We start from the raw sequence: 19,892 nt of genomic DNA, 5'->3' as shown, positions 1-19,892 counted from the left end.
GTCGATTCTAGTGGCCCAGTATTCGCGGCATCGACGCGCTCTCGCCCAGGACATGCCCCGCCAGAAATGCCAGTACCACCTCGTACCAGACCTTGGCGTGTTGAGGCGTCAGAATCCAGTGGTTCTCGCCGGGGAAGTACAGGAATCGGTGCTCGGTCTGACCGTCGTCGTCGGCGGGCAGTCCCGATTCGCTGAGCAGTTCGTACCACAACCGTAGGCCCTCGCCGATCGGCACGCGATAGTCCTTGTCACCGTGGATGACCAGCATCGGCGTCGAGATGTCCGCGACGAACAGGTGCGGAGAGTTCTCCACCGCCATCTCGGGGGACATCTCCCGCGCCCAGTACCACGGTGCGTCGGTCGTCGGTCCGAACTGATCGAGTGCCCACAGACTGGCGTGGGTGACGATGGCGTCGAATCGGTCGGTGTGCCCGGCGATCCAGTTGGCCATGTACCCGCCGAACGAGCCACCCATTGCGGCGGTGCGCGTGTCGTCGATATCGGTTCGGGCAACCGCCACATCGGTCAACGCCATCAGATCGGTGAACGGGGCACTGCCCCACGCGCCCCAACCACGCTGCACGAAATTCTGGCCGTAGCCCGTGGACAACGCCGGATCCGGGAGCAGCACCGCGTACCCTCGCGCCACCATCAGCCATGGATTCCACCGCCAGGACCACGTGTTCCACGAACCCAGTGGGCCGCCGTGCACCCACAGCAGCAGCGGCGCGGGCGAATCGTCCGACACACCGTGCGGCAACGCCAGCCATCCTCGGACTCGACTGCCGTCCTCGACGGCGGTCTCGATCTCGGTCAACGTGCCGGGCAGCGGGCCGTTGTCGATTCCGGCGTCGAGGTCGACCACGGTGCCGTCGGACAGGTCGATCGAGACCGGGTGCGGGGCGGCCAGATACGAGGCGGCCACAGCGACTACGCGCTTTCCGTCCGACGACACATGGATGTGGGTGTACGCGTCGTCGGTATGCGTCAGACGACGCGGCTCCGCACCCGCCTCGATCACGAAGATCGGCGACCGGCCGTCGTCGTCCGCGGTGACCAACACGCCGGACCCGTCCGGCAGCCAGACCGGACCGATCGGCCATCGATCCCAGCCCGGAGCGAGATCGGTGACGGAGTCCGTACCGAACTCGTACTGCTGCAACGTCATTCGTGGCGCTTGTTCGGGAGTCGAGATCGATTCACGGACGAACGCGACGGCACGGCCGTCGGGCGAGATGGCCGGTGCACCCAGATCGGCATCCGCGTCGTCGACGATCGTGGTCCGTTCTCCGGTCCCGGTGTCGATGCGCACCAGTATCGTGCGGACGGTTGCCAGCGGGCCGGGCACCGACCACGTGGAGACGACGAAAGTGCCGTCGGCGCTGATGTCGAAGGCCGCTTCCTGCAGAGCGCCTGCCGCGTCACGCGTCAGATCACGCAGTGGTGCCGACTCGAGGTCGGTTTCCGTCTCGCCTGCGAACAGATGCGGGGTTGCGGGACCGAGATCGTGATCCCAGAAACGCACCGGCACACCGGTGTGCAGAATTGCATCCACCTTGTTCGTCTTGCGCTCGGTACGCAGGCCGTCGTCGTCCTCGTCTGTCGTGGACGAGCCGAACACCGGCGAGAAGCCGGCGAACCGATCGACGGACCGAGCCGCTCGCACGTCACCGATTCCCGCCGACCGGGTCTCGACCACGTGGGCCTCCCCGCCGGCGGCGGGCAGTATCCACAACTGTGCCGGATCATCCTCGCTGGAGCGGCGCGAGAACATCAGATTCCCGGACGCGGTGAACACCGGCGCGCTCTCTCCCAGCTCGCCGTGGGTGATTCGCCGCGCCGGAGACCGTCCGTCCACGTCGATCTCCCACAGCGACGTTCGGTACTCGGTGCGCGAATCACTCAGAGCAGCAACGACAACGACCGCACGAGAACCACTGCGATCCACCGCCAACCCCGTGACACGTCGGGCCGCGATGTACTCGTCGATGTTGTCGTAGACACTCATGCGAACGACAGTAGTGGCAACAGATCGTTCCGCGTCGGCTGTGTCCGGTTCAGTCCTCGCCGAGATCCTCACGCAACTGAGCGAGCGTGCGCGCCAGAATGCGCGACACGTGCATCTGCGAAATTCCGACCTTTTCGGCGATCTGCGTCTGAGTCATCGACCCGAAGAACCGGAGCACCACGATGCGACGCTCGCGCTCGGGCAGCTTCTCCAGTGCGGGCCGCACAGCGAGGTAGCTTTCCATCTTCTCGAGTTCCGGGTCGTCGGCACCGAGCGTGTCCATCAGCGGGAGGCGATCCTCGCTCACCACCGAATCGACCGACACGGTCTGATACGCGCTGCGGGCAAGCAGTGCCTGCGATGCTTCCTTGACGTCGATCCCGAGTTCGGCGGCGATTTCGCTCGCGGTCGGGGCGCGACCGAGCTTCTGCGACAACGATCCCACCGCCTGCGAGATCATCGAGTTCAGCTCTTTCATGCGTCGCGGTACCCGTACCGACCAGCCGGCGTCGCGGAAGTAGCGACGTGCTTCGCCCATGATGGTGGGGACGGCGAACGAGACGAAATCCGACCCACGCTCGATGTCGAACCGGTCGACTGCATTGACCAGACCCAGCCTGGACACCTGCAAGAGGTCCTCGTGCGCTTCACCGCGCCCACCGAATCGGCGCGCGATGTGTTCGGCAAGGGGAAGGCAGCGCGTGATGATGCGGTCACGCAGCACGGAACGCTGCGGTGAATTCTCGTCCAGCGCCTGCATCTGCTGGATCAGCGCGACCACGTCGCTGTAATCGTCGGACTCTCGCCGTGTGCTTCGTTCCTGCGGCACCGGCACTAGACCTTGCTCCTCCGCTTGACCACGTCGATCGCGACGGTGCGGCCGGCAACGTCGTCGATCGCGTCGTCGGCGCGGAGTTCGATGGAGTCTGCGAGAGTTTGCAATACGTGCCAACCGAAGCTGTCCTGCTTCGGGACCGACGTCGGAGTCAGCGTGGACGTCACGACGATTCGGATCCCGGCATCGTTGACGGAGAACCTGCACGAGAGTTCCGCGTCGGCGACCGAACCTTTGATGAGCTGGGAGCACACCTCGTCTACGACGAGTTTCACGTCGGCGATGTCGTCGAGAGTGAAGTCACTGAGCACCACGAGAGTCTCCGCGACGGCCCGCACCACCGGCAATTGGTCGGCTTCGGCGCGCACCCTCAGCTCGACCGGTGCACCGGAATCTCGCTCCAGTTCTTCGATCTTGCTGACCCCAGCCATCCGCACTTCCCATCGTCGCCAAGCAGTTCGTTTCTCGTGTGCCGAGCAAGACTACCCAGCGGGGAAGCTTTCAACCCTCGCAGTACACGGGTGTCGCCCCCCGAACACACCGCGGAACGAACCTGCGGTGAACGGCCGACCGGTGCGGGTGACGTGCGCCCGTCGAACTGGCACGATCGACACCGTGGCACATTCGGATGAGGATTACTCGCAGGCCCTACGAACTCTCGCCCAGCGGCTCGGTACGTCGACGTCGTACCGAGGCTGGGACGACACCGAGCACGACGTGAGCGACGCGACCCTGCGGCAGGTATTGGCTGCACGCGGTTACGCGACCGAGACCACCGAGGATGTCGATCGGGCACTGGAGGACATCGAGAACGCACCGTGGCGTCGCCTGCTTCCTCCTGTGGTCGTCACGACCCAGGGCACCGAGGCGACGGTGTGGGTGCATGTGCCACACGGCAATCCGGTGGAAGTGTCGATGGTGTCCGAGGACGGCGACGCCATCGAGGTACCGCAGGCCGACGTCTGGGTCGATCCGCGCGAGGTGGACGGACGGCTGATCGGACGTGCCACGTTCGTGGTGCCCGGCGATGCCCCGCTGGGATGGCACAGCCTCACAGCGACGACGATCGGTGAGGACAACACCGTCCGAACCTCGGACACGGTCGTCGTGGTCACACCGAAGTCGTTGTCGCCCAATGCCGAACTTGCCGACAGGCAACGTACCGGTCTGCTGGCACAGCTGTACTCGGTGCGCTCGACGCGTTCGTGGGGCATCGGTGATCTCGCCGACCTGGAGGACATGGTCGACATCGCCGGCCGCGTGCATGGATTCGACTATCTGCTGGTCAATCCGCTGCACGCCGACCGGCCGACGACGCCCGTGGAGGCCTCTCCGTATCTACCGACCACGCGACGCTTCTTCAATCCGCTGTACATCCGTGTCGAGAACATTCGGGAGACGGCGCTGCTCTCGCCCAAGCAGTTCGGCAAGATCCAGGATGCCGCGGCTCGATTCGACAAGGCGAACGTTCGCACCAAGAAGCTGAACCGGGACGCGACGTTCAAGGCCAAGCTCCGCGCCCTCGAACGCGTCCACAAGGTCGAGCGCAGTCCGGCCCGCGAGTCCGCGTTCCGGGCGTTCGTCGAACGCGAGGGCACCGGGCTCCGGGATTTTGCGGTGTGGAGCGCGCTGGCGGAGAAGTTCGGCCCGAACGATCCCGCATGGACCGATCGCGCAGCGCACCCCCGCACCGACTTCGTCCTCGAACAACGCGCAAAGCTGGCCGGGCGCATCGACTTTCACATGTGGCTGCAGTGGATCTGCGACGAGCAACTGGCCGCTGCCCAGCGGGCCGCGCTCGACGCCGGGATGGAGATCGGCGTCATGCACGACCTCGCGGTGGGAGTCGCCCGCGGCGGGGCCGATGCGTGGACGCTCGGCGACGTGCTGGTGTCCGGAGTCACCGTGGGAGCGCCGCCGGACAACTTCAACCAACAGGGCCAGAACTGGAATCAGCCGCCATGGGATCCGGATCGACTGCGCGAGATGGCCTACGTCCCGTACCGAGACATGCTGCGCACGATTCTGCGTCACGCCGGGGGCATCCGCGTCGACCACATCCTGGGCCTGTTCCGGTTGTGGTGGATTCCGCAGGAGGCCGAGAACGCCGGCGGCGGAACGTATGTCGAATACGACCACGAGGCGCTGATCGGCATCCTCGCCCTCGAAGCCGAGCGCGCGGGTGCGGTAGTGGTCGGCGAGGACCTCGGGGTGTTCGAGCCGATGGTGCAGGAATACCTCACCGAGCGCGGAATCTTCGGCACCTCCATCCTCTGGTTCGAGGCCGATGATTCCGGACCCATCCCGCCCGAGGACTACCGGACTCTGTGCCTGACGTCGGTGACGACGCACGACCTGCCTCCCACCGCTGGATACCTCGAAGGCGAGCACATCGAACTGCGGTCCCGACTCGGCCTGCTCGAGCGCGACATCGATGCGGAAAAGGAAGTGGATTCCCGTGCGCGAGAGGCGGTCCTGGACCTGGCCCGCACCCGTGGTTTACTCGCTGCCGATGCCGACAACCACGAGACCGTCGAGGCCCTGCACCGGCTGGTCCAGCGCAGCCCGTCGCTGCTGATCGGCGTCGCTCTCGTCGACGCGGTCGGTGAACATCGCATTCAGAACCAACCGGGTACGGACGAGACCCAGTACGGCAACTGGAAGGTCCCGCTCGCCGACTCCGACGGCTCGGCAGTGCTGGTCGACGACCTCGCCGAACACCCGCGATTGGTGTCGCTCGTGCGGGCAATGGCAACCGAGTCGTCGGACCGATGACACGAGGGTCCACAATCGAGGTATGAGCTTTCGACGTCGCCGCGTATCGAGTCGGCACTGATGGGCCGGATCACCGCTCGCAGACCCGTCGTCCGAATACGCGGCGAACACCGAGTCGACCGTCCCGACACCTTGGTGGTGGAGGAACCGATGGAACTGCGCGTCGACGGCAGAGCCCTTGCCGTCACGATGCGTACGCCGGGCCACGACGTCGAACTGGCCCACGGTTTCCTGCTGACCGAGGGCGTCATTGCATCGCGTGCCGATATCGCTGCGGCGCGGTACTGCGACGGCGTCGACGACGAGGGCGCGAACACCTACAACGTCCTGGACGTCACGCTGGCACCGGGCGTAGCAGCCCCCGAGACCGGGGTGGAACGCAATTTCTACACGACCTCGTCGTGCGGGGTCTGCGGCAAGGGATCACTCGACGCAATCCGGTTGCGCACCAAGCATTCTCCTGCTGACGACGACGTCGTGGTGACGTCCGATACCCTCGCCGGGCTACCGGACACCCTGCGCGCAGCGCAGAAGGTCTTCGACACCACCGGCGGCTTGCACGCTGCGGCACTGTTCACTGCGGACGGCGACATGCTCGTCCTCCGCGAGGACGTCGGACGCCACAACGCGGTGGACAAGGTCGTCGGCTGGGCCACCGAGCACGATCGAGTTCCGCTGCGCGGCACGATATTGATGGTCAGTGGCCGCGCCTCGTTCGAGCTGGCACAGAAGGCGGTGATGGCCGGGATCCCCATACTTGCAGCGGTGTCCGCACCGTCGTCTCTCGCGGTCGATCTCGCGACCGAATCAGGACTGACGGTGATCGGCTTTCTCCGCGGCCGGTCGATGAACATCTATTCCCGCGCCGACCGCGTCCTTGTGTCAGACGGTATCTTCTGAGTCGTTCCGCAGGCTCCACTCCCCAGCGACATCGACGAGTAGCTCGGCTGCGGTGGCGTTCCTGACGTCGTCCACCGAGATTCCCGGCGCGGTCTCGACGAGGCGCAGTCCGTTGTCGGTGACGTCCAGAACCGCCATGTCCGAGATGATCCTGTGCACGCAGGCCTTTCCGGTCAGCGGCAGAGTGCAGGACTGCAGAATCTTCGGTTCGCCCTTCCGGGAGACGTGCTCCATCATGACGATCACGCGGCGGGCACCGTGCACCAGATCCATGGCACCACCCATCCCCTTGACCATGTGCCCGGGGATCATCCAGTTCGCGAGGTCGCCGGTGGCGCTGACCTGCATCGCACCCAGCACGGCGACGTCGACCTGACCGCCGCGGATCATTCCGAACGACTGCGACGAGTCGAAGTAGGACGAGCCGGGAAGCACCGTGATGGTTTCCTTGCCCGCGTTGATGATCTCGGGATCGAGTTCGTCCTCGGTGGGATAGGGGCCGACGCCGAGCACGCCGTTCTCGGAATGCAGAATCACCGAGACGTCGGTCGGAATGTAGTTGGGCACCAGGGTCGGCATGCCGATTCCGAGGTTGACGTACTGCCCGTCGCCGAGCTCCTGCGCCACCCGAGCGGCCATCTGTTCGCGGGTCATCTTTTCGCTCATGCTCGTACCGTCCTCTGCTCGATGCCGACCTCGACCGGGCCGACGTGCACGACCCGCTGCACATGGATGCCCGGGGTGTGCACCTCGTCCGGACCGATCTCCCCCGGCTCGACCAGGTGCTCGACCTGCGCCACGGTGATCCGACCCGATGCGGCGGCGGGTGGATTGAAGTTTCGTGCGCTGGCGTGGAACACCAGGTTGCCGTGCCTGTCGCCCTTCCAGGCGTGGACCAGGGCGTAGTCGGCGACGATGCCGCGCTCCATCACGTAGGTGATCCCGTCGAAGTTCCGGGTCTCCTTGGGCGGACTCGCCACGGCGATGCCGCCGCTGCCGTCGTAGCGCAGCGGCAAACCGCCGTCGGCCACCTGCGTCCCCACGCCCGCGGGGGTGAAGAACGCCGGAATGCCGGCACCGCCGGCTCGCAGCCGCTCGGCGAGGGTGCCCTGCGGGGTCAGCTCCACCTCCAGTTCACCACCGAGGTACTGCCGGGCGAATTCCTTGTTCGATCCGACGTACGAACTGATCGTGCGCCGAATACGGTGGTGCGCCAGTAGCACTCCCAGACCGAAGCCGTCGGTCCCACAGTTGTTGCTGATGGTCTCGAGGTCCGTTGCTCCTTGCTCGAGCACAGCGGCGATCAGGATCTCCGGCACTCCCACCAGCCCGAACCCGCCCACTGCGATCGACGACCCGTCGGGGATGTCCGCTACCGCTTCTGTGGCACTGGCCACGACTTTGTCCAACATGCCAGCGACGGTACCCGACAATGTGCGTGATGTGAACAGGTTGCCACCATGCGAACACCTGTATACGGTGATGAGTGCGCTTGATCACCACGATTGTCAGGAGCTGTCGATGCTTCATCTCCCGCCCGAGTACCGGGACCAGACGGGTGTCCATGCACCACGCGACTTCGCCGAGTACCGGACCACTGCCCTGCGGCATCCGGCGCAGCCGTTGACGCTCCTCCCCCAACGATTGACCGAAATCACCGGTCCGGTTCTGGGCGAGGGACGGGTCACGGCTTCCGACGCCGACCTGACACTTGCGCGAGGTGGTGAAGCTCAGGGTCAACGCATCATCGTTCACGGACGAGTGCTCGACAGCGACGGCAAAGCGATCCCGAACACACTCGTCGAGGTGTGGCAGGCAAACGCAGGCGGACGGTACCGACACTCGGGTGATCGCTGGCCTGCACCTCTAGACCCACATTTCGACGGCGTGGGCCGAGTACTCACCGATGCCGACGGCCGATACCGGTTCACCACGATCAAGCCGGGCGCGTACCCCTGGGGTAATCACCACAACGCATGGCGGCCTGCCCACATTCACTTCTCGCTGTTCGGTCACGCCTTCACCCAGCGGTTGGTGACGCAGATGTACTTCCCCGACGACCCCATGTTCTTCCAGGATCCCATCTACAACGCAGCTCCCGAAGACGCGCGCGCTCGCATGATCAGTACCTTCGATTACGAAGCCACACAGCAAAACTGGGCTCTCGGATTCAGGTTCGACATCGTTCTGCGCGGACGCAACGCCACCCCGTTCGAGGAGGACGACCACGATGACTGACCCCGAGTTCGCTCCCCGGTACCCGGTGGTGACCGGTGCCGATTTCACCACCGCACCGTTCGGTCAGACGCCTTCTCAGACGGTCGGGCCGTACGTCCACATCGGTCTGCTGTGGCCGGACGGACAGGACGTGGTACCTCCCGGCACCGCCGAGGCGATCATCCTGACGTTCACCCTCGTGGACGGGGCTCGTCAACCGGTGTCCGACGCGATGATCGAGACCTGGCAGGCCGACTCCGACGGACGCTTCGACCATCCGGACGATCCACGGGGTGCCGTGGCACCACGTGTCGCAGGTTTCCGCGGCTTCGGTCGAGCATTTGCCGATGCACGGGGAACGATGACGATCACGACCATCAAGCCGGGGCCGTTGCCCGCCGAGAACGACCTCGTCGAAGCACCCCACATCGACGTCGGAATCTTCGCCCGCGGAATGCTCGAGCGGGTCGTCACGCGGATGTACTTCCCGGACGAGGCCGAGGCCAACGAAATCGATCCGGTGCTGTCCGCCTTGCCCGCCGACAAGCGAGCCCGACTCGTCGCCACCACAGTGGACGGCGGCTACCACCTCGATATCGTGTTACAGAACACCGATCCGGACGGAGACGAGACCCCGTTCTTCGCGCTGTGATGCACGCTCCCGAACTGATCGACGATGCGGTGAAAGAGGACCATGGCTTCCGATAGAGGGGCACTGTTCGATCCGACATTCGGCAGCGAGATCATCGCACCGATCGTCGGCGACCGAGGCTGGGTTCGGGCGATGTTCGATGTCGAGGCAGCCCTCTCCCGGGCCGCTGCCTCTGTCGGCGTGGTCGACGCGAAGCATGCGGACATCATCACCGCGGTCGCGGCAGAGCTGGGTGAATCTCTGGACATCACAGCACTCGGAGCGGCTGCAGCGGCCGGTGGGAATCCGGTGATACCACTGGTGAAAGTACTGCGAAACGCGGTGTCCGAGCGCGGAGTTCCTGCTGCTGCAGTGCACCCCGGGGCGACCAGCCAGGACATCATGGACACCGCGTCCATGCTCGTCGCACGTGACGCACTCACGGTCGTCGAGGCGTCGCTCGGTGATGCACATACCGCGGCGCGAGGCCTGGCGCTGGCGCACCGGACCACTCCTATGGTCGCGCGCACTCTCGGCCAGCAGGCGTTACCCACTACTTTCGGGCTGGTGGCCGCAAATTGGGCTGGGGCGCTGCATCGTTCGAGTCACCGTCTCGCTGCGGTTCGGCGGTCGTGCTGTGTGCAATACGGAGGTGCCGCCGGAACGATGGCCGCCGTACATCCGCACGGTCCGGCCATTGCCGCCGCGCTCGCGGAAGCACTGGATCTGGCACCACAGACTGCGCCCTGGCACACCGACCGCGTCACCGTCGCAGATCTGGCGTGCGCGTTGGGTATTGCCGCGGGCTCCATTGCGAAGATCGCCGGGGACATCGTGTCGATGTCCGCCACCGAACTGGCCGAGGTGTCCGAGAACGCACCGGGAGGTTCGTCGGCAATGCCACACAAGCGCAACCCGATCGCCGCCGTCACCGCGCGAGCTGCGGCCCGCCGGGTGCCGGGAGCCGTTGCGACAGTGCTGGCGAACATGGACCACGAGCAGCAGCGCGCCGCTGGACCGTGGCACGCCGAATGGGAGACCGTCACCGATCTGCTACGCCTCACCGGCGGCGGTGCGCATCGTATAGCGACGAGCCTGACCGGTCTGCATGTGCATCCAGATGCCATGGTGCGCAACCTCGAAGCGACGGGTGGTGCACTTCTCGCCGAACGGGTCACGGCGGCGCTGGCACCGCACACCGAGCGCGCCCGCGACATCGTCACCGACCGATGCGCAGCAGGTGCGCCACTGGACACGGATCCCGCCATCACCGCCTTCTTGACGCCGGCGGCGGTGCGCGAGATGTTGGATCCAGCAGGCTATGTGGGTCACGCACCCGACTTGGTCGACGACATCCTCGCTGCGTGTGCACCGGACACCGAACGCCCCACGGACTCGAAGGACATCTGATGACAGTCACTCTGGCTCACCACCGCACCGAGGGGCCGCACCCCGATGCGGATACCGTCGTGCTGATCGGCTCGCTCGGCTCGGACCGATCGATGTGGGACCCGCAGGTGGGCGCACTGTCGGCTTCCGTCCACGTGTTGACGGTCGATCTACGGGGACACGGTCGATCACCGGTACCCCCCGGCCCCTATTCCGTGGCCGATCTCGCCGGTGACGTTCTTGCACTGCTGGATTCACTCGCTCTGGAACGCGTCCACGTGGTCGGACTCTCCCTCGGCGGTGCCGTCGCTCAATGGATTGCGATTCATCGCCCCGAGCGGGTGCGCACTCTGACCCTGCTGTGCACGTCCGCCAAGTTCGGTGAAGCCGTGCAGTGGATCGACCGTGCCGCGACCGTCCGCGCCTCGGGGACAGCAGCACTCGCGGACGCTGTACTCGCACGGTGGTTCACGCCCGAACTCGCCGCCCGCGACACCGATCTCGTCGCACGGTGTCGACGCATGATTGCCGAGACCTGCGACGAGGGCTACGCGGCATGCTGTGAGGCGTTGTGCGAGTGGGATTCTCGCGCGGACCTTGCCAGGATCGCCGCTCCCACCCTCGTGATCGCGGGCCGACAGGATCCGTCGACCACTCCGGACGATCTGCGCATCATCGCCGATGGCATTGCAGGATCGACGTTCCTGACACTCGACCCGGCCGCACATCTGGCCAATGTCGAACAGGCAGGCCGCGTCACGGCGGCCATTGCCGCTCACGTCGGAGCGAATGCGTACTCCGCCGGACGGTCCGCGGCGCACGACACCGGAATGGCCGTACGGCGCAGTGTGCTCGGTGACGCCCACGTCGACCGCAGCATCGCATCGAGAACCGAATTCACGTCCCCGTTCCAGGATTTCATCACCCGAACCGCATGGGGCGACGTCTGGGCTCGTCCCGGACTCGACCACCACACCCGCCGACTGCTGACTCTGGCCGTTCTGACGGCCCTGGGTAACCACCACGAACTCGACATGCACATCCGAGCGGCGTTGCGTGCCGGTATCGCACCCGACGAACTCGCCGAGGTGTTCTTGCACACCGCCGTCTACGCGGGAGTACCGAACAGCAACAACGCTTTCGCATTGGCTCAGGCCGCCATCACCGAGAGCGAAACCTCGTGAGTGCCGCGGACACACCGCCGTCCTCGGATTACGTCCAGTCTCTCGGACGCGGCTTGGCAGTGATCAGAGCCTTCGACGGCGAGCATCCGCGTCGAACGCTGGCGGACGTGGCCCGAGCGACCGACCTGACTCGCGCGACCGCCCGGCGGTTTCTGCTCACACTCGTCGAACTCGGATACGTGCGTACCGACGGCTCGATGTTCTGGCTCACCCCGCGAGTACTCGAATTGGGGTACAGCTACTTGTCGAGTCTTTCGCTCCCCGAGGTCTCGGGTCCCCATCTCGAGGCGCTCGCCGAACGAGTGCGTGAATCGTCCTCGGTGTCGATACTCGACGGTGACGATGTGGTGTACGTCGCCCGGGTTCCGGTGAGCCGCATCATGACCGTCGGCATCAACATCGGCACCAGATTTCCGGCGTTCGCGACCTCGATGGGCCGGGTGCTGTTGGCCGGTCTTCCCGAGGACGAGCTGGATGCGTACCTGGAGCGAGTGCGGTTGACGCCGTTGACGGGCAAGACGATCACCACCGCGGCCTCGCTCGCGCGGGAACTCGAACGAGTGCGGGTCGACGGCTTCTGCCTGGTGGACCAAGAACTCGAAGAGGGACTGCGTTCGATCGCCGCACCCATCCGCGACAGCGCCGGCGTGGTTGTCGCCGCAGCCAACGTCTCGACCCAAGCTGCACGTCATTCTGCGGACGCCGTGCGCGCCGAACTACTCCCGGCCTTGCTCGACGCCACCCGCGCCATCGAGACCGATCTGCTCCGGGTGAGTACCGGAGCCAACGACAAGCGAGGAAACACCCATGCCTGAAGCCGTGATCTGCGAGCCCCTGCGTACCCCCGTCGGCCGTTTCGGTGGCCAGTTCCGCGACATTTCCGCCCAGGCCCTCGCGGCCACGGTCATCACCGAACTCGTTGCGCGAACGGGCATCTCCGGAGCGGACATCGACGACGTGATCCTGGGTCAGGCGTCACCGAACGGTGATGCACCGGCCATCGGTCGAATCGCCGCCCTCGACGCCGATCTCGGCATCGACGTGCCCGGCATGCAGATCGACCGACGCTGCGGCTCCGGCCTACAAGCAGTACTGCAGGCGTGCATGCAGGTGCAGTCCGGCGGCAACGACCTGGTTCTGGCAGGCGGCGTCGAAAGTATGAGCCAGACCGAGTTCTACGCCACCGGCATGCGGTGGGGCGTCAAGGCCGAGGCGGTCGCCCTCTCCGACCGACTTGCGCGGGCCCGAGTGACGGCGGGTGGCAAGAACTTTCCGGTGCCCGGCGGCATGATCGAGACCGCCGAGAATCTTCGCCAGGAGTTCTCCATCAGCCGCGCCGATCAGGACGCGCTGGCCGTGCAGTCGCATCGGCGGGCGGTCGCCGCGCAGAACAGCGGCGTGTTCGCCGAGGAGATCGTGGGTGTGGCTGTCCCCCAGCGTAAGTCGGAACCTGTTCTGGTCTCGACCGACGAGCATCCACGGGCCGACACCACCGTGGAGTCGTTGGCGAAGCTGAAGGCAATCCGTGCATCGATCGATCCCGAATCGACGGTCACCGCGGGCAATGCCAGCGGGCAGAACGACGGTGCCGCGATCGCCATCGTCACCACCCCCGAAAAGGCTGCGGCGCTGGGACTCCGACCACTGGCGCGACTCGCGAGCTGGGGCGTTGCCGGAGTCGCTCCGCGCACCATGGGAATCGGCCCGGTGCCCGCAAGCGAGAAAGCGCTCGGACGCCTCGGGCTCACTCTCGACGACATGGGCGTCATCGAACTCAACGAGGCCTTCGCCGCCCAGGCGCTGGCCGTGACTCGGTCCTGGGGTATCGAGTCGGACGACCCGCGGTTGAATCCTCACGGTTCCGGCATCTCGCTCGGCCACCCGGTCGGGGCCACCGGTGCCCGAATCCTTGCCACCCTGCTTCGTGAAATGGACCGCCGAGAAGTCCGCTACGGACTCGAGACGATGTGCATCGGCGGCGGACAGGGCTTGGCCGCGGTGTTCGAGCGACTGTCCTGATCGCTACTCACTGCTGTAGTTGCGCAGCCAGGCGCACAGCCGAGTTGGTCTCCCCGTAGCCTTCGTACCCGCCTGCCCGCTGCACCACCTCGAAGAAGAGGTCGTCGCCCACGGTGCCGGTGAAGAAGTGGAAGAACTCGCCGCCTGCGGAGTCGGCGTCGTACAGGATGCCGAGCCGCTGCATCGCGTCGAGGGTGTCCGGACCGAGACCGAACCGTGCGTTCAGGTCGCGATAGTAGTTGGGCGAGATACGCAACGGCGTGAGACCGCGTTCGGTCATCGCCTCGGCCGCGGCGTAGATGTCCTCGCATCCGAACGCCACATGTCCGACGCCTCCGCGGCGGGCGGCGGGCAGGGGGTCGGCATCGGACGGGCGACCGGGAACCATGTTGAGCGACAGGCGAATGGTGCCGTTCGTGGTCGTCAGGGTGAGGGCCTGGCTTCGCACCAGTCCGATCGCGTCCACGACGTCCTGACCGTCCCGGGGCACCATGCCGAACACCGAGCGGAGCAACAGCATCACGCCGTCCCAGCTTTCCGCCGGGACCGCGAGGGCGATGTGGTCCACGTGCGAGACCAAGGGCTTCACCTGCGGCACAGGCACTCTGGGAGCGAGGTCGAATGCGGACTGCCAGGCACCGGCGCTGTCTCGGGTGCGTAGGTCGAGCGAGGTTGCACCGGTGACGGCAAGCCGCACCACCGCGTCGTTCGCGTCGGCCACGCCCGGCATGGTGACCGTCGCGGCGGGGACACCCAGAGCGCGGGCTCTGGTCAACCACAGATCGGGCCGTTCGCTGCGGACCCCGATCTGGGCCAGAGCGGGCAGGTGGGCGGGGACGCCCGGTGCGGTCCACAGGGTATCGACGGTCGTGTCGACCGCGACGGCGAGTGGGCCCTGGGTGAACAGCGACAGTCCGTGTTCGCTGTGCGCGGCGGTGAGGTCGAAGCCGAGGTGACGCAAGGTGGTGCCCAACTGGGCGGCCTTGGCAGGGCCCGCGGCGATACGTAGGGACACGATGTTCTCGATCGGGCCGGGCGGAGGCGGGGAGAACAGATCGGGATTCGGCACGACGGTGTCGACGCTGCGGACCTGCTCCTGCAGGTGGAGCAGCGAACGGTGCGCGTCCGACGCCGTTCGGCCGGTGTCGGAATGTCGGAAGACGTCGTTGAAGATTTCGAGCGACCACGGGCCCGTGTAGCCCGAGGCCACGACGTCGGCTCCGAAGGTTGCCAGATCGAAGTTCCCCTGACCGGGGAAGCATCGGTGATGGCGACTCCACTGCAGGACGTCCATCACCAGGTGCGGGGCGTCGGCCAGTTGCAAGAAAAAGATCTTCTCGCCGGGTATCTCGCGGATGCCGGATGGGTCGTCGCCGCGGGAGAGGATGTGAAAGCTGTCGAGACAGGTCCCGAGCGCTGGGTGGTCGACCTGCCGGACGATGTTCCAGGCATGACGGTAGGTGTCGACGTGGCTACCCCAGGCGAGCGCTTCGTAGGCCAGCCGCAGTCCGCGGCGATGTGCACGCTCGGCGAGAGTTGCCATCTGTTCGATCAACATGTCGTCCTCGCGCACTGCGCCGGCCAACGGTGACGAGCAGACCAGCAGCAGGTCGCATCCCAGCTGTTCCATCACGTCGAATTTGCGTTCGGCGCGAACGAGGTTGCGCGCGAACTGGTCCGGGTCGTCGGAGTCGGCGTCACGGAAGGGTTGGTAGAGATCGACGGTCAGTCCCAGGTCTGCAGCCTTCTTCGCAATGTCTGCAGGCAGGTCCGGTGAGCTGATCAGATCCGGCTCGAACACCTCGAACCCGTCGAACCCGGCTTCGGCGATGGCGCGCATCTTCTCGTCGAGAGACCCACTGAGCGAGACAGTGGACACCGACGTGGCAATGGCCGTCATGCGGAGGCCCCGGCAGCAGCGACGCGATCTTCGCTGTCGATGAGGGTGCCCATGTGCGCGATCATCCGATCTGCGTTCGCAATTCGGCCGGTGAATATCTCGAAGGCGTCCGCTGCCTGGAATACGGCCATGCCGGTGCCGCTCAGGGTTCGGCACCCCGCTCGCGCTGCCTGCATGAGCAATTCGGTCTCGGCCGGCCTGTACACGACCTCCGAAACCCACATCTGCGGACGCAGAAATTCCTGCGGCACAGCAGATCCCGGGTGCTCGAGCATTCCGACCGGCGTTGCGTGCACCAACCCCGACGCTGTGCTCAGCACGTCGCCGAGCCGATCGAGGCCGGTCGAGCAGATCTCGGACTCGGGGAACAGCGAGGCCAGCGAGTCTCGAAGTTGCTGCGCCCGAGAACGATCGGCATCGACGAGTGTCAGCTTGACGGCTCCCCGGCGTGCCATTGCGTACGCGACGGCCGCACCTGCTCCCCCGGCTCCGAGTTGCACCACATCACTCAGATCGGCTCCCGGTAAGCCACGTCCGAAATTTCGGTCGAACCCGGACCAGTCGGTGTTGTGACCGATCGCGCGCCCGTCGGAGAACACAACGGTGTTGACGGCACCCAGACGCGCGGCATCCTCCGAGAGATCGTCGAGGCAGTGAAGAACCCGTTGCTTGCACGGGTGGGTGATGTTGAGGCCGCGAAATCCGAGGTCGGCTGCCGTGGCCACCAGCCGCGGTAGGTCGTCCACGGTCAGCCCGCGCCGATCGAGATCGATGATCCGATAGAGGTAGGTCAGACCGTGCTCGGCACCCTCTCGCTCGTGCATCGCGGGCGTGAGCGATTTGCCGATACCCGTCCCGATCAGCCCGCAGAGCAGGGATTCCGGCATGTCGATCTCCTCGAGCTTTAATGTACTAATTGGTGAGTTAGCTCGACGGTACTACGGTGACGGCACGCACACACCCTTTCTCCGCAATTCGCGGCGATAGAGTCGACCCATGGCTCCGCGTACAACCGACACCTCCGACGACAGCGGACCGGCCGTCAAACGTCGGCGCAACAGCGATCTGACCCGACACAACATCCTCGAGGTAGCCACGGAGGAGTTTGCGGACAAGGGCTTCGCCGGCGCGCGCATCGACGAGATCGCCGAGCGAACACACACGACCAAGCGGATGCTGTACTACTACTTCACCGACAAGGAAGGCCTGTACAAGGCCGTTCTGGAGCGGTCCTACCTCCGCATCCGCGAGCGCGAACGAGCCGTGGACGTCGAAGGACTCGGTCCGGTCGAGGCGATCCGCGCCATCGCATCGCTCACGTTCGACCATCACGAGCAGAACCCGGACTTCATCCGGCTGGTATCGACCGAGAACATTCTGCGCGGCGAACATATCGGCACTTCCGAGGCACTGAACAATCTCGGCAATCCGGCCGCCGAGCTGTTGGCCGACATTCTTGCGCGCGGGCAGGCCGACGGGCTCTTTCGAACCGATGTCGACGCGTTGGACATCCATATGGCGATCAGCAGCTTCTGCGTGTTCCGGCTGTCCAACCGATACACGTTCGAGGCACTGTTCGGGCGCGACCTCACCGACCCGGCGCACCGCACACGACTGCGGGCCATGCTCGGCGACATGATCATCGCGTTCCTCACCTCCACCGACGCCTGACACCGAGATCGAGCGACCCGCATCGCATCGGGGGTTGACACGTGGCATGGATCACGTTCAATATCTAAGAGCGCCCGGAGTTAACTATTTCGTACATTAGCGGCCGATCGGGTCGTGGATGTCGAACTGTGCGCCCGGCTTCCCGTCACACGAAAAGAGACGACACCGATGGATCCCCTCACGTCCGGTCACCCGCCCCTGCGCCCCGGAGCCAACCCGCGTAAAGCCGCAACCGCGGCCTGGGTGGGCAGCGCCCTCGAGTACTACGACTTCTTCATCTACGGCACCGCCGCTGCGCTGGTCTTCGGCCGCGTGTTCTTTCCCGGCTCCAACCCCGCCACCGGAACGTTGTTGGCCCTGGCGACTTTCGGGGTCGGCTACCTGGCCCGCCCACTGGGCGCATTGGTGCTCGGTCACATCGGTGACCGTTACGGCCGCAAGAAGGTCATGGTTGCCACCGTCCTGCTGATGGGAGTCGCCACTCTCGGAGTCGGCGTCCTTCCCTCGTACGAATCCATCGGCCTCGCGGCCCCGATAATCCTGGTCGTGCTGCGCCTGGCCCAGGGCTTCTCTGCGGGCGGTGAGCAGGCGGGCGCCAACTCCATGACCCTCGAGCACGCACCCGACCACCGACGGGCGTTCTTCACCAGCTTCACCCTCAGCGGCACCCAGGGCGGTCAGATCCTTGCCACCGCAGTCTTTCTCCCGGTCGCCATGCTCCCCGAGGACCAGTTGCTCAGCTGGGGCTGGCGAATCCCGTTCTTCCTCAGCGCATTCGTCGTTGTCGCCGCATTCCTGATCCGACGCTCGCTCGACGAGACCCCCGTCTTCGAGGAAGAGGTGGCGTCCGCCGAGCCGCAGCGTCTCCCGCTGACCGAACTGCTGTCCGAGCACTGGCCCGCCGTTCTTCGAGTCATGTTTGCCGCCGTGATCGCCTCGGTCAGTACGATATTCACCGTCTATGCGCTGTCGTACGCAGTCAACACAGTCGGCTTGGAACGAACTCCGATGCTGTGGGTCGGCGTACTCGCCAACGTCGTCGCGCTGTTCGCACTCCCGTTCTTCGGGTCGCTGTCCGATCGCATCGGTCGCAAGCCGGTGTTCCTGTTCGGATCGATCGGTTGCGCAATCCTCATGTTCGGATACCTCTGGTCCATCTCGGTCGGAAACTACGCGCTCATCTTCGTCTTCGGCATCGTCATGTTCGGTTTCGTCCACAGCGCGACGGGCGGTGTCTGGCCCTCGTTCTACGGCGAGATGTTCCCGGCTCGGGTACGTCTGACCGGAACTGCGCTGGGTACCCAGATCGGTTTCGCCATAGCAGGATTCGCGCCCACCATTGCCGGTGCCATCGCCGGGGCCGAGATCGGTGCGTGGTTGCCGGTCGCCATCGTCACCGCCGTGTTCTGCGCCGTCAACGTTGCGATCGTGTCCACGTCCAAGGAGACCTATCGCACGCCCACCGACGAGCTCGGACGATCCACTCGAACGACTCGGCGCGAGTCGGTCGCTCGTACGACGTCGAACTGACCCGCGATGATCGACGGACTGCGACCGGATCGCAGCGGTGAATGGCGTGTGTACGCCGTGCGCTATGCGAGCCGAACTTCCCTGCGCAGCAAGCACTTCCACTATGCGGACGAGCGCGGTCACGAGCCGCACCCCACCGCGTACTACGTGTGGCTCGCGCTGTCGGACACCGAGACCGTCCTCGTCGACGCCGGTCTCGCACCGGCGACGGCGTCACGGATGAAGGGACTGGACTACGTCGGCTCCCCCGTGGACCTCATCGGAGAGCTGGGAATCTCCCCCGGTGACATCGACGTATGTGTGCTGACCCATCTGCACTACGACCACACCGGAGTCGTCGCAGATCTGCCGTCGGCCCGCTACATCGTCCAGCAGAAAGAGCTCGACTACTGGAACGGTCCGTGGGCGACCCGCGTCGGGCAGGAACGCTGGTTGCACTCGCGGTCCGACATCGACCACGTCACGGGAAGTCCGCGTCTCGACATCGTCGACGGCGACCGCGAACTGGCACCGGGACTCTCGGTGCATGCGGTGGGCGGACATACCGCGGGCATGCAGGTAGTCAGCGTGCACACCGAGCGCGGGACCCTGGTGCTGGCGTCGGATGCGAGTCACTTCTACGAGAACATCGAATCCGACAGTCCCTTCGCGATTCTGCACTGCCTGCCGGACATGTTCGGCGCGTTCGACCGGATCAAGGAACTCGCCGACAGCCCCGAGCATGTCGTGCCGGGCCACGACCCGTTGGTGGCGCAGCGGTGTGTTGCGGTCGACCCGGACCTGCACCCGCACATCTCGGTCCTCGGCTGACAACCTCCCTGAAACAGAACGAG

The 19,892-nt window shown here is 65.6% G+C and carries 18 protein-coding genes; 11 read left to right on the top strand and 7 right to left on the bottom strand.

From position 1 onward, the window contains the following. Positions 1 to 7: 7 nt before the first annotated feature. Genes AB0O58_RS16500 through AB0O58_RS16490 form a run of 3 tightly spaced genes read right to left on the bottom strand, consistent with a single transcriptional unit; the run spans position 8 to position 3,274 of the window. The gene (locus AB0O58_RS16500; RefSeq protein WP_032370219.1) at positions 8 to 2,008 is read right to left on the bottom strand and encodes an alpha/beta fold hydrolase; all 2,001 of its coding nucleotides are present in this window, start codon (positions 2,006 to 2,008) and stop codon (positions 8 to 10) included. Positions 2,009 to 2,057: 49 nt separating this feature from the next. After that, complete coding sequence (locus AB0O58_RS16495) at positions 2,058 to 2,843, bottom strand: SigB/SigF/SigG family RNA polymerase sigma factor (protein WP_032368200.1); 786 nt, start codon at positions 2,841 to 2,843, stop codon at positions 2,058 to 2,060. Then, positions 2,843 to 3,274, bottom strand: a complete 432-nt coding sequence (locus tag AB0O58_RS16490; RefSeq protein WP_027497563.1) for an anti-sigma factor — start codon at positions 3,272 to 3,274, stop codon at positions 2,843 to 2,845. Before AB0O58_RS16490 ends, AB0O58_RS16495 begins: the two co-directional genes overlap by 1 nt. A gap of 184 nt (positions 3,275 to 3,458) precedes the next feature. Between AB0O58_RS16490 and malQ the strand changes: the two genes are divergently transcribed. Next, positions 3,459 to 5,618, top strand: coding sequence for a 4-alpha-glucanotransferase (malQ, locus tag AB0O58_RS16485; RefSeq protein ID WP_032374575.1), 2,160 nt, complete (start codon positions 3,459 to 3,461; stop codon positions 5,616 to 5,618). Between the two features lie 60 nt (positions 5,619 to 5,678). Then, positions 5,679 to 6,518, top strand: a complete 840-nt coding sequence (gene fdhD / locus AB0O58_RS16480; RefSeq protein WP_032399923.1) for a formate dehydrogenase accessory sulfurtransferase FdhD — start codon at positions 5,679 to 5,681, stop codon at positions 6,516 to 6,518. Here the strand turns inward: fdhD and AB0O58_RS16475 are convergent. After that, on the bottom strand, positions 6,501 to 7,184 hold the full coding sequence (locus AB0O58_RS16475) for a CoA transferase subunit B (protein WP_045841272.1): 684 nt from the start codon (positions 7,182 to 7,184) through the stop codon (positions 6,501 to 6,503). The genes fdhD and AB0O58_RS16475 overlap by 18 nt on opposite strands. Further along, positions 7,181 to 7,930: a CoA transferase subunit A gene (locus tag AB0O58_RS16470; RefSeq protein ID WP_196249563.1), complete on the bottom strand. Its 750-nt coding sequence runs from the start codon at positions 7,928 to 7,930 to the stop codon at positions 7,181 to 7,183. The genes AB0O58_RS16475 and AB0O58_RS16470 overlap by 4 nt, the downstream gene beginning before the upstream one ends. Positions 7,931 to 8,039: 109 nt before the next feature. On the opposite strand from AB0O58_RS16470, the gene pcaH reads away from it, so the two are divergent. The 6 genes from pcaH to AB0O58_RS16440 are packed head-to-tail and all read left to right on the top strand — an operon-like array spanning position 8,040 to position 13,958. After that, complete coding sequence (gene pcaH, locus AB0O58_RS16465) at positions 8,040 to 8,756, top strand: protocatechuate 3,4-dioxygenase subunit beta (RefSeq protein WP_032374444.1); 717 nt, start codon at positions 8,040 to 8,042, stop codon at positions 8,754 to 8,756. Beyond that, positions 8,749 to 9,387: a protocatechuate 3,4-dioxygenase subunit alpha gene (pcaG, locus tag AB0O58_RS16460; RefSeq protein WP_032389268.1), complete on the top strand. Its 639-nt coding sequence runs from the start codon at positions 8,749 to 8,751 to the stop codon at positions 9,385 to 9,387. The genes pcaH and pcaG overlap by 8 nt, the downstream gene beginning before the upstream one ends. A gap of 42 nt (positions 9,388 to 9,429) precedes the next feature. Next, complete coding sequence (gene pcaB, locus AB0O58_RS16455; RefSeq protein ID WP_032399921.1) at positions 9,430 to 10,776, top strand: 3-carboxy-cis,cis-muconate cycloisomerase; 1,347 nt, start codon at positions 9,430 to 9,432, stop codon at positions 10,774 to 10,776. Beyond that, positions 10,776 to 11,939, top strand: coding sequence for a 3-oxoadipate enol-lactonase (pcaD, locus tag AB0O58_RS16450; RefSeq protein WP_032399920.1), 1,164 nt, complete (start codon positions 10,776 to 10,778; stop codon positions 11,937 to 11,939). The genes pcaB and pcaD overlap by 1 nt, the downstream gene beginning before the upstream one ends. Further along, positions 11,936 to 12,754 carry an IclR family transcriptional regulator C-terminal domain-containing protein gene (locus AB0O58_RS16445; RefSeq protein WP_027497571.1) on the top strand — a complete coding sequence of 273 codons (819 nt, stop codon included), beginning with the start codon at positions 11,936 to 11,938 and terminating at the stop codon, positions 12,752 to 12,754. Before pcaD ends, AB0O58_RS16445 begins: the two co-directional genes overlap by 4 nt. After that, positions 12,747 to 13,958: an acetyl-CoA C-acetyltransferase gene (locus AB0O58_RS16440; RefSeq protein WP_027497572.1), complete on the top strand. Its 1,212-nt coding sequence runs from the start codon at positions 12,747 to 12,749 to the stop codon at positions 13,956 to 13,958. Before AB0O58_RS16445 ends, AB0O58_RS16440 begins: the two co-directional genes overlap by 8 nt. Positions 13,959 to 13,965: 7 nt before the next feature. Here the strand turns inward: AB0O58_RS16440 and AB0O58_RS16435 are convergent, their stop codons facing one another. Together AB0O58_RS16435 and AB0O58_RS16430 are read right to left on the bottom strand one after the other, a co-directional pair. Further along, entirely contained in the window at positions 13,966 to 15,858 is a 1,893-nt protein-coding gene (locus tag AB0O58_RS16435; protein ID WP_032399918.1) for a sugar phosphate isomerase/epimerase and 4-hydroxyphenylpyruvate domain-containing protein, read from the bottom strand. Then, positions 15,855 to 16,745: a shikimate dehydrogenase gene (locus AB0O58_RS16430; RefSeq protein ID WP_032399917.1), complete on the bottom strand. Its 891-nt coding sequence runs from the start codon at positions 16,743 to 16,745 to the stop codon at positions 15,855 to 15,857. Before AB0O58_RS16430 ends, AB0O58_RS16435 begins: the two co-directional genes overlap by 4 nt. A gap of 109 nt (positions 16,746 to 16,854) precedes the next feature. Here AB0O58_RS16430 and AB0O58_RS16425 point away from each other — a divergent pair, with 109 nt between their 5' ends. The 3 genes from AB0O58_RS16425 (at position 16,855) to AB0O58_RS16415 (ending at position 19,869) form a co-directional block, all read left to right on the top strand. After that, on the top strand, positions 16,855 to 17,529 hold the full coding sequence (locus tag AB0O58_RS16425) for a TetR/AcrR family transcriptional regulator (protein WP_032399916.1): 675 nt from the start codon (positions 16,855 to 16,857) through the stop codon (positions 17,527 to 17,529). A 168-nt stretch (positions 17,530 to 17,697) separates the two neighbouring features. Continuing rightward, positions 17,698 to 19,059: an MFS transporter gene (locus AB0O58_RS16420; protein ID WP_032374578.1), complete on the top strand. Its 1,362-nt coding sequence runs from the start codon at positions 17,698 to 17,700 to the stop codon at positions 19,057 to 19,059. A gap of 6 nt (positions 19,060 to 19,065) precedes the next feature. Further along, positions 19,066 to 19,869 (top strand): N-acyl homoserine lactonase family protein, encoded by an 804-nt coding sequence (locus AB0O58_RS16415; protein ID WP_052061414.1) that lies wholly within the window; start codon positions 19,066 to 19,068, stop codon positions 19,867 to 19,869. Positions 19,870 to 19,892 lie beyond the last annotated feature (23 nt).

Source organism: Rhodococcus sp. NPDC080181, from assembly GCF_040702225.1.
GTDB classification, from domain to species: domain Bacteria; phylum Actinomycetota; class Actinomycetes; order Mycobacteriales; family Mycobacteriaceae; genus Rhodococcoides; species Rhodococcoides fascians.
Note: the sequence above shows the minus strand (reverse complement) of the source record. Positions and strands in the feature narration are given on the sequence as shown.

Bases quoted from the DNA above. Each gene is read 5' to 3' on its own strand.
- AB0O58_RS16415 (WP_052061414.1), top strand. From the start codon at position 19,066: ATGATCGACGGACTGCGACCGGATCGCAGCGGTGAATGGCGTGTGTAC.
- AB0O58_RS16470 (WP_196249563.1), bottom strand. From the start codon at position 7,930: ATGTTGGACAAAGTCGTGGCCAGTGCCACAGAAGCGGTAGCGGACATC.
- pcaD (WP_032399920.1), top strand. From the start codon at position 10,776: ATGACAGTCACTCTGGCTCACCACCGCACCGAGGGGCCGCACCCCGAT.
- AB0O58_RS16435 (WP_032399918.1), bottom strand. From the start codon at position 15,858: ATGACGGCCATTGCCACGTCGGTGTCCACTGTCTCGCTCAGTGGGTCT.
- pcaG (WP_032389268.1), top strand. From the start codon at position 8,749: ATGACTGACCCCGAGTTCGCTCCCCGGTACCCGGTGGTGACCGGTGCC.
- AB0O58_RS16430 (WP_032399917.1), bottom strand. From the start codon at position 16,745: ATGCCGGAATCCCTGCTCTGCGGGCTGATCGGGACGGGTATCGGCAAA.
- pcaH (WP_032374444.1), top strand. From the start codon at position 8,040: ATGCTTCATCTCCCGCCCGAGTACCGGGACCAGACGGGTGTCCATGCA.
- AB0O58_RS16475 (WP_045841272.1), bottom strand. From the start codon at position 7,184: ATGAGCGAAAAGATGACCCGCGAACAGATGGCCGCTCGGGTGGCGCAG.
- AB0O58_RS16500 (WP_032370219.1), bottom strand. From the start codon at position 2,008: ATGAGTGTCTACGACAACATCGACGAGTACATCGCGGCCCGACGTGTC.
- fdhD (WP_032399923.1), top strand. From the start codon at position 5,679: ATGGGCCGGATCACCGCTCGCAGACCCGTCGTCCGAATACGCGGCGAA.
- AB0O58_RS16490 (WP_027497563.1), bottom strand. From the start codon at position 3,274: ATGGCTGGGGTCAGCAAGATCGAAGAACTGGAGCGAGATTCCGGTGCA.
- pcaB (WP_032399921.1), top strand. From the start codon at position 9,430: ATGGCTTCCGATAGAGGGGCACTGTTCGATCCGACATTCGGCAGCGAG.
- AB0O58_RS16440 (WP_027497572.1), top strand. From the start codon at position 12,747: ATGCCTGAAGCCGTGATCTGCGAGCCCCTGCGTACCCCCGTCGGCCGT.
- AB0O58_RS16420 (WP_032374578.1), top strand. From the start codon at position 17,698: ATGGATCCCCTCACGTCCGGTCACCCGCCCCTGCGCCCCGGAGCCAAC.
- AB0O58_RS16425 (WP_032399916.1), top strand. From the start codon at position 16,855: ATGGCTCCGCGTACAACCGACACCTCCGACGACAGCGGACCGGCCGTC.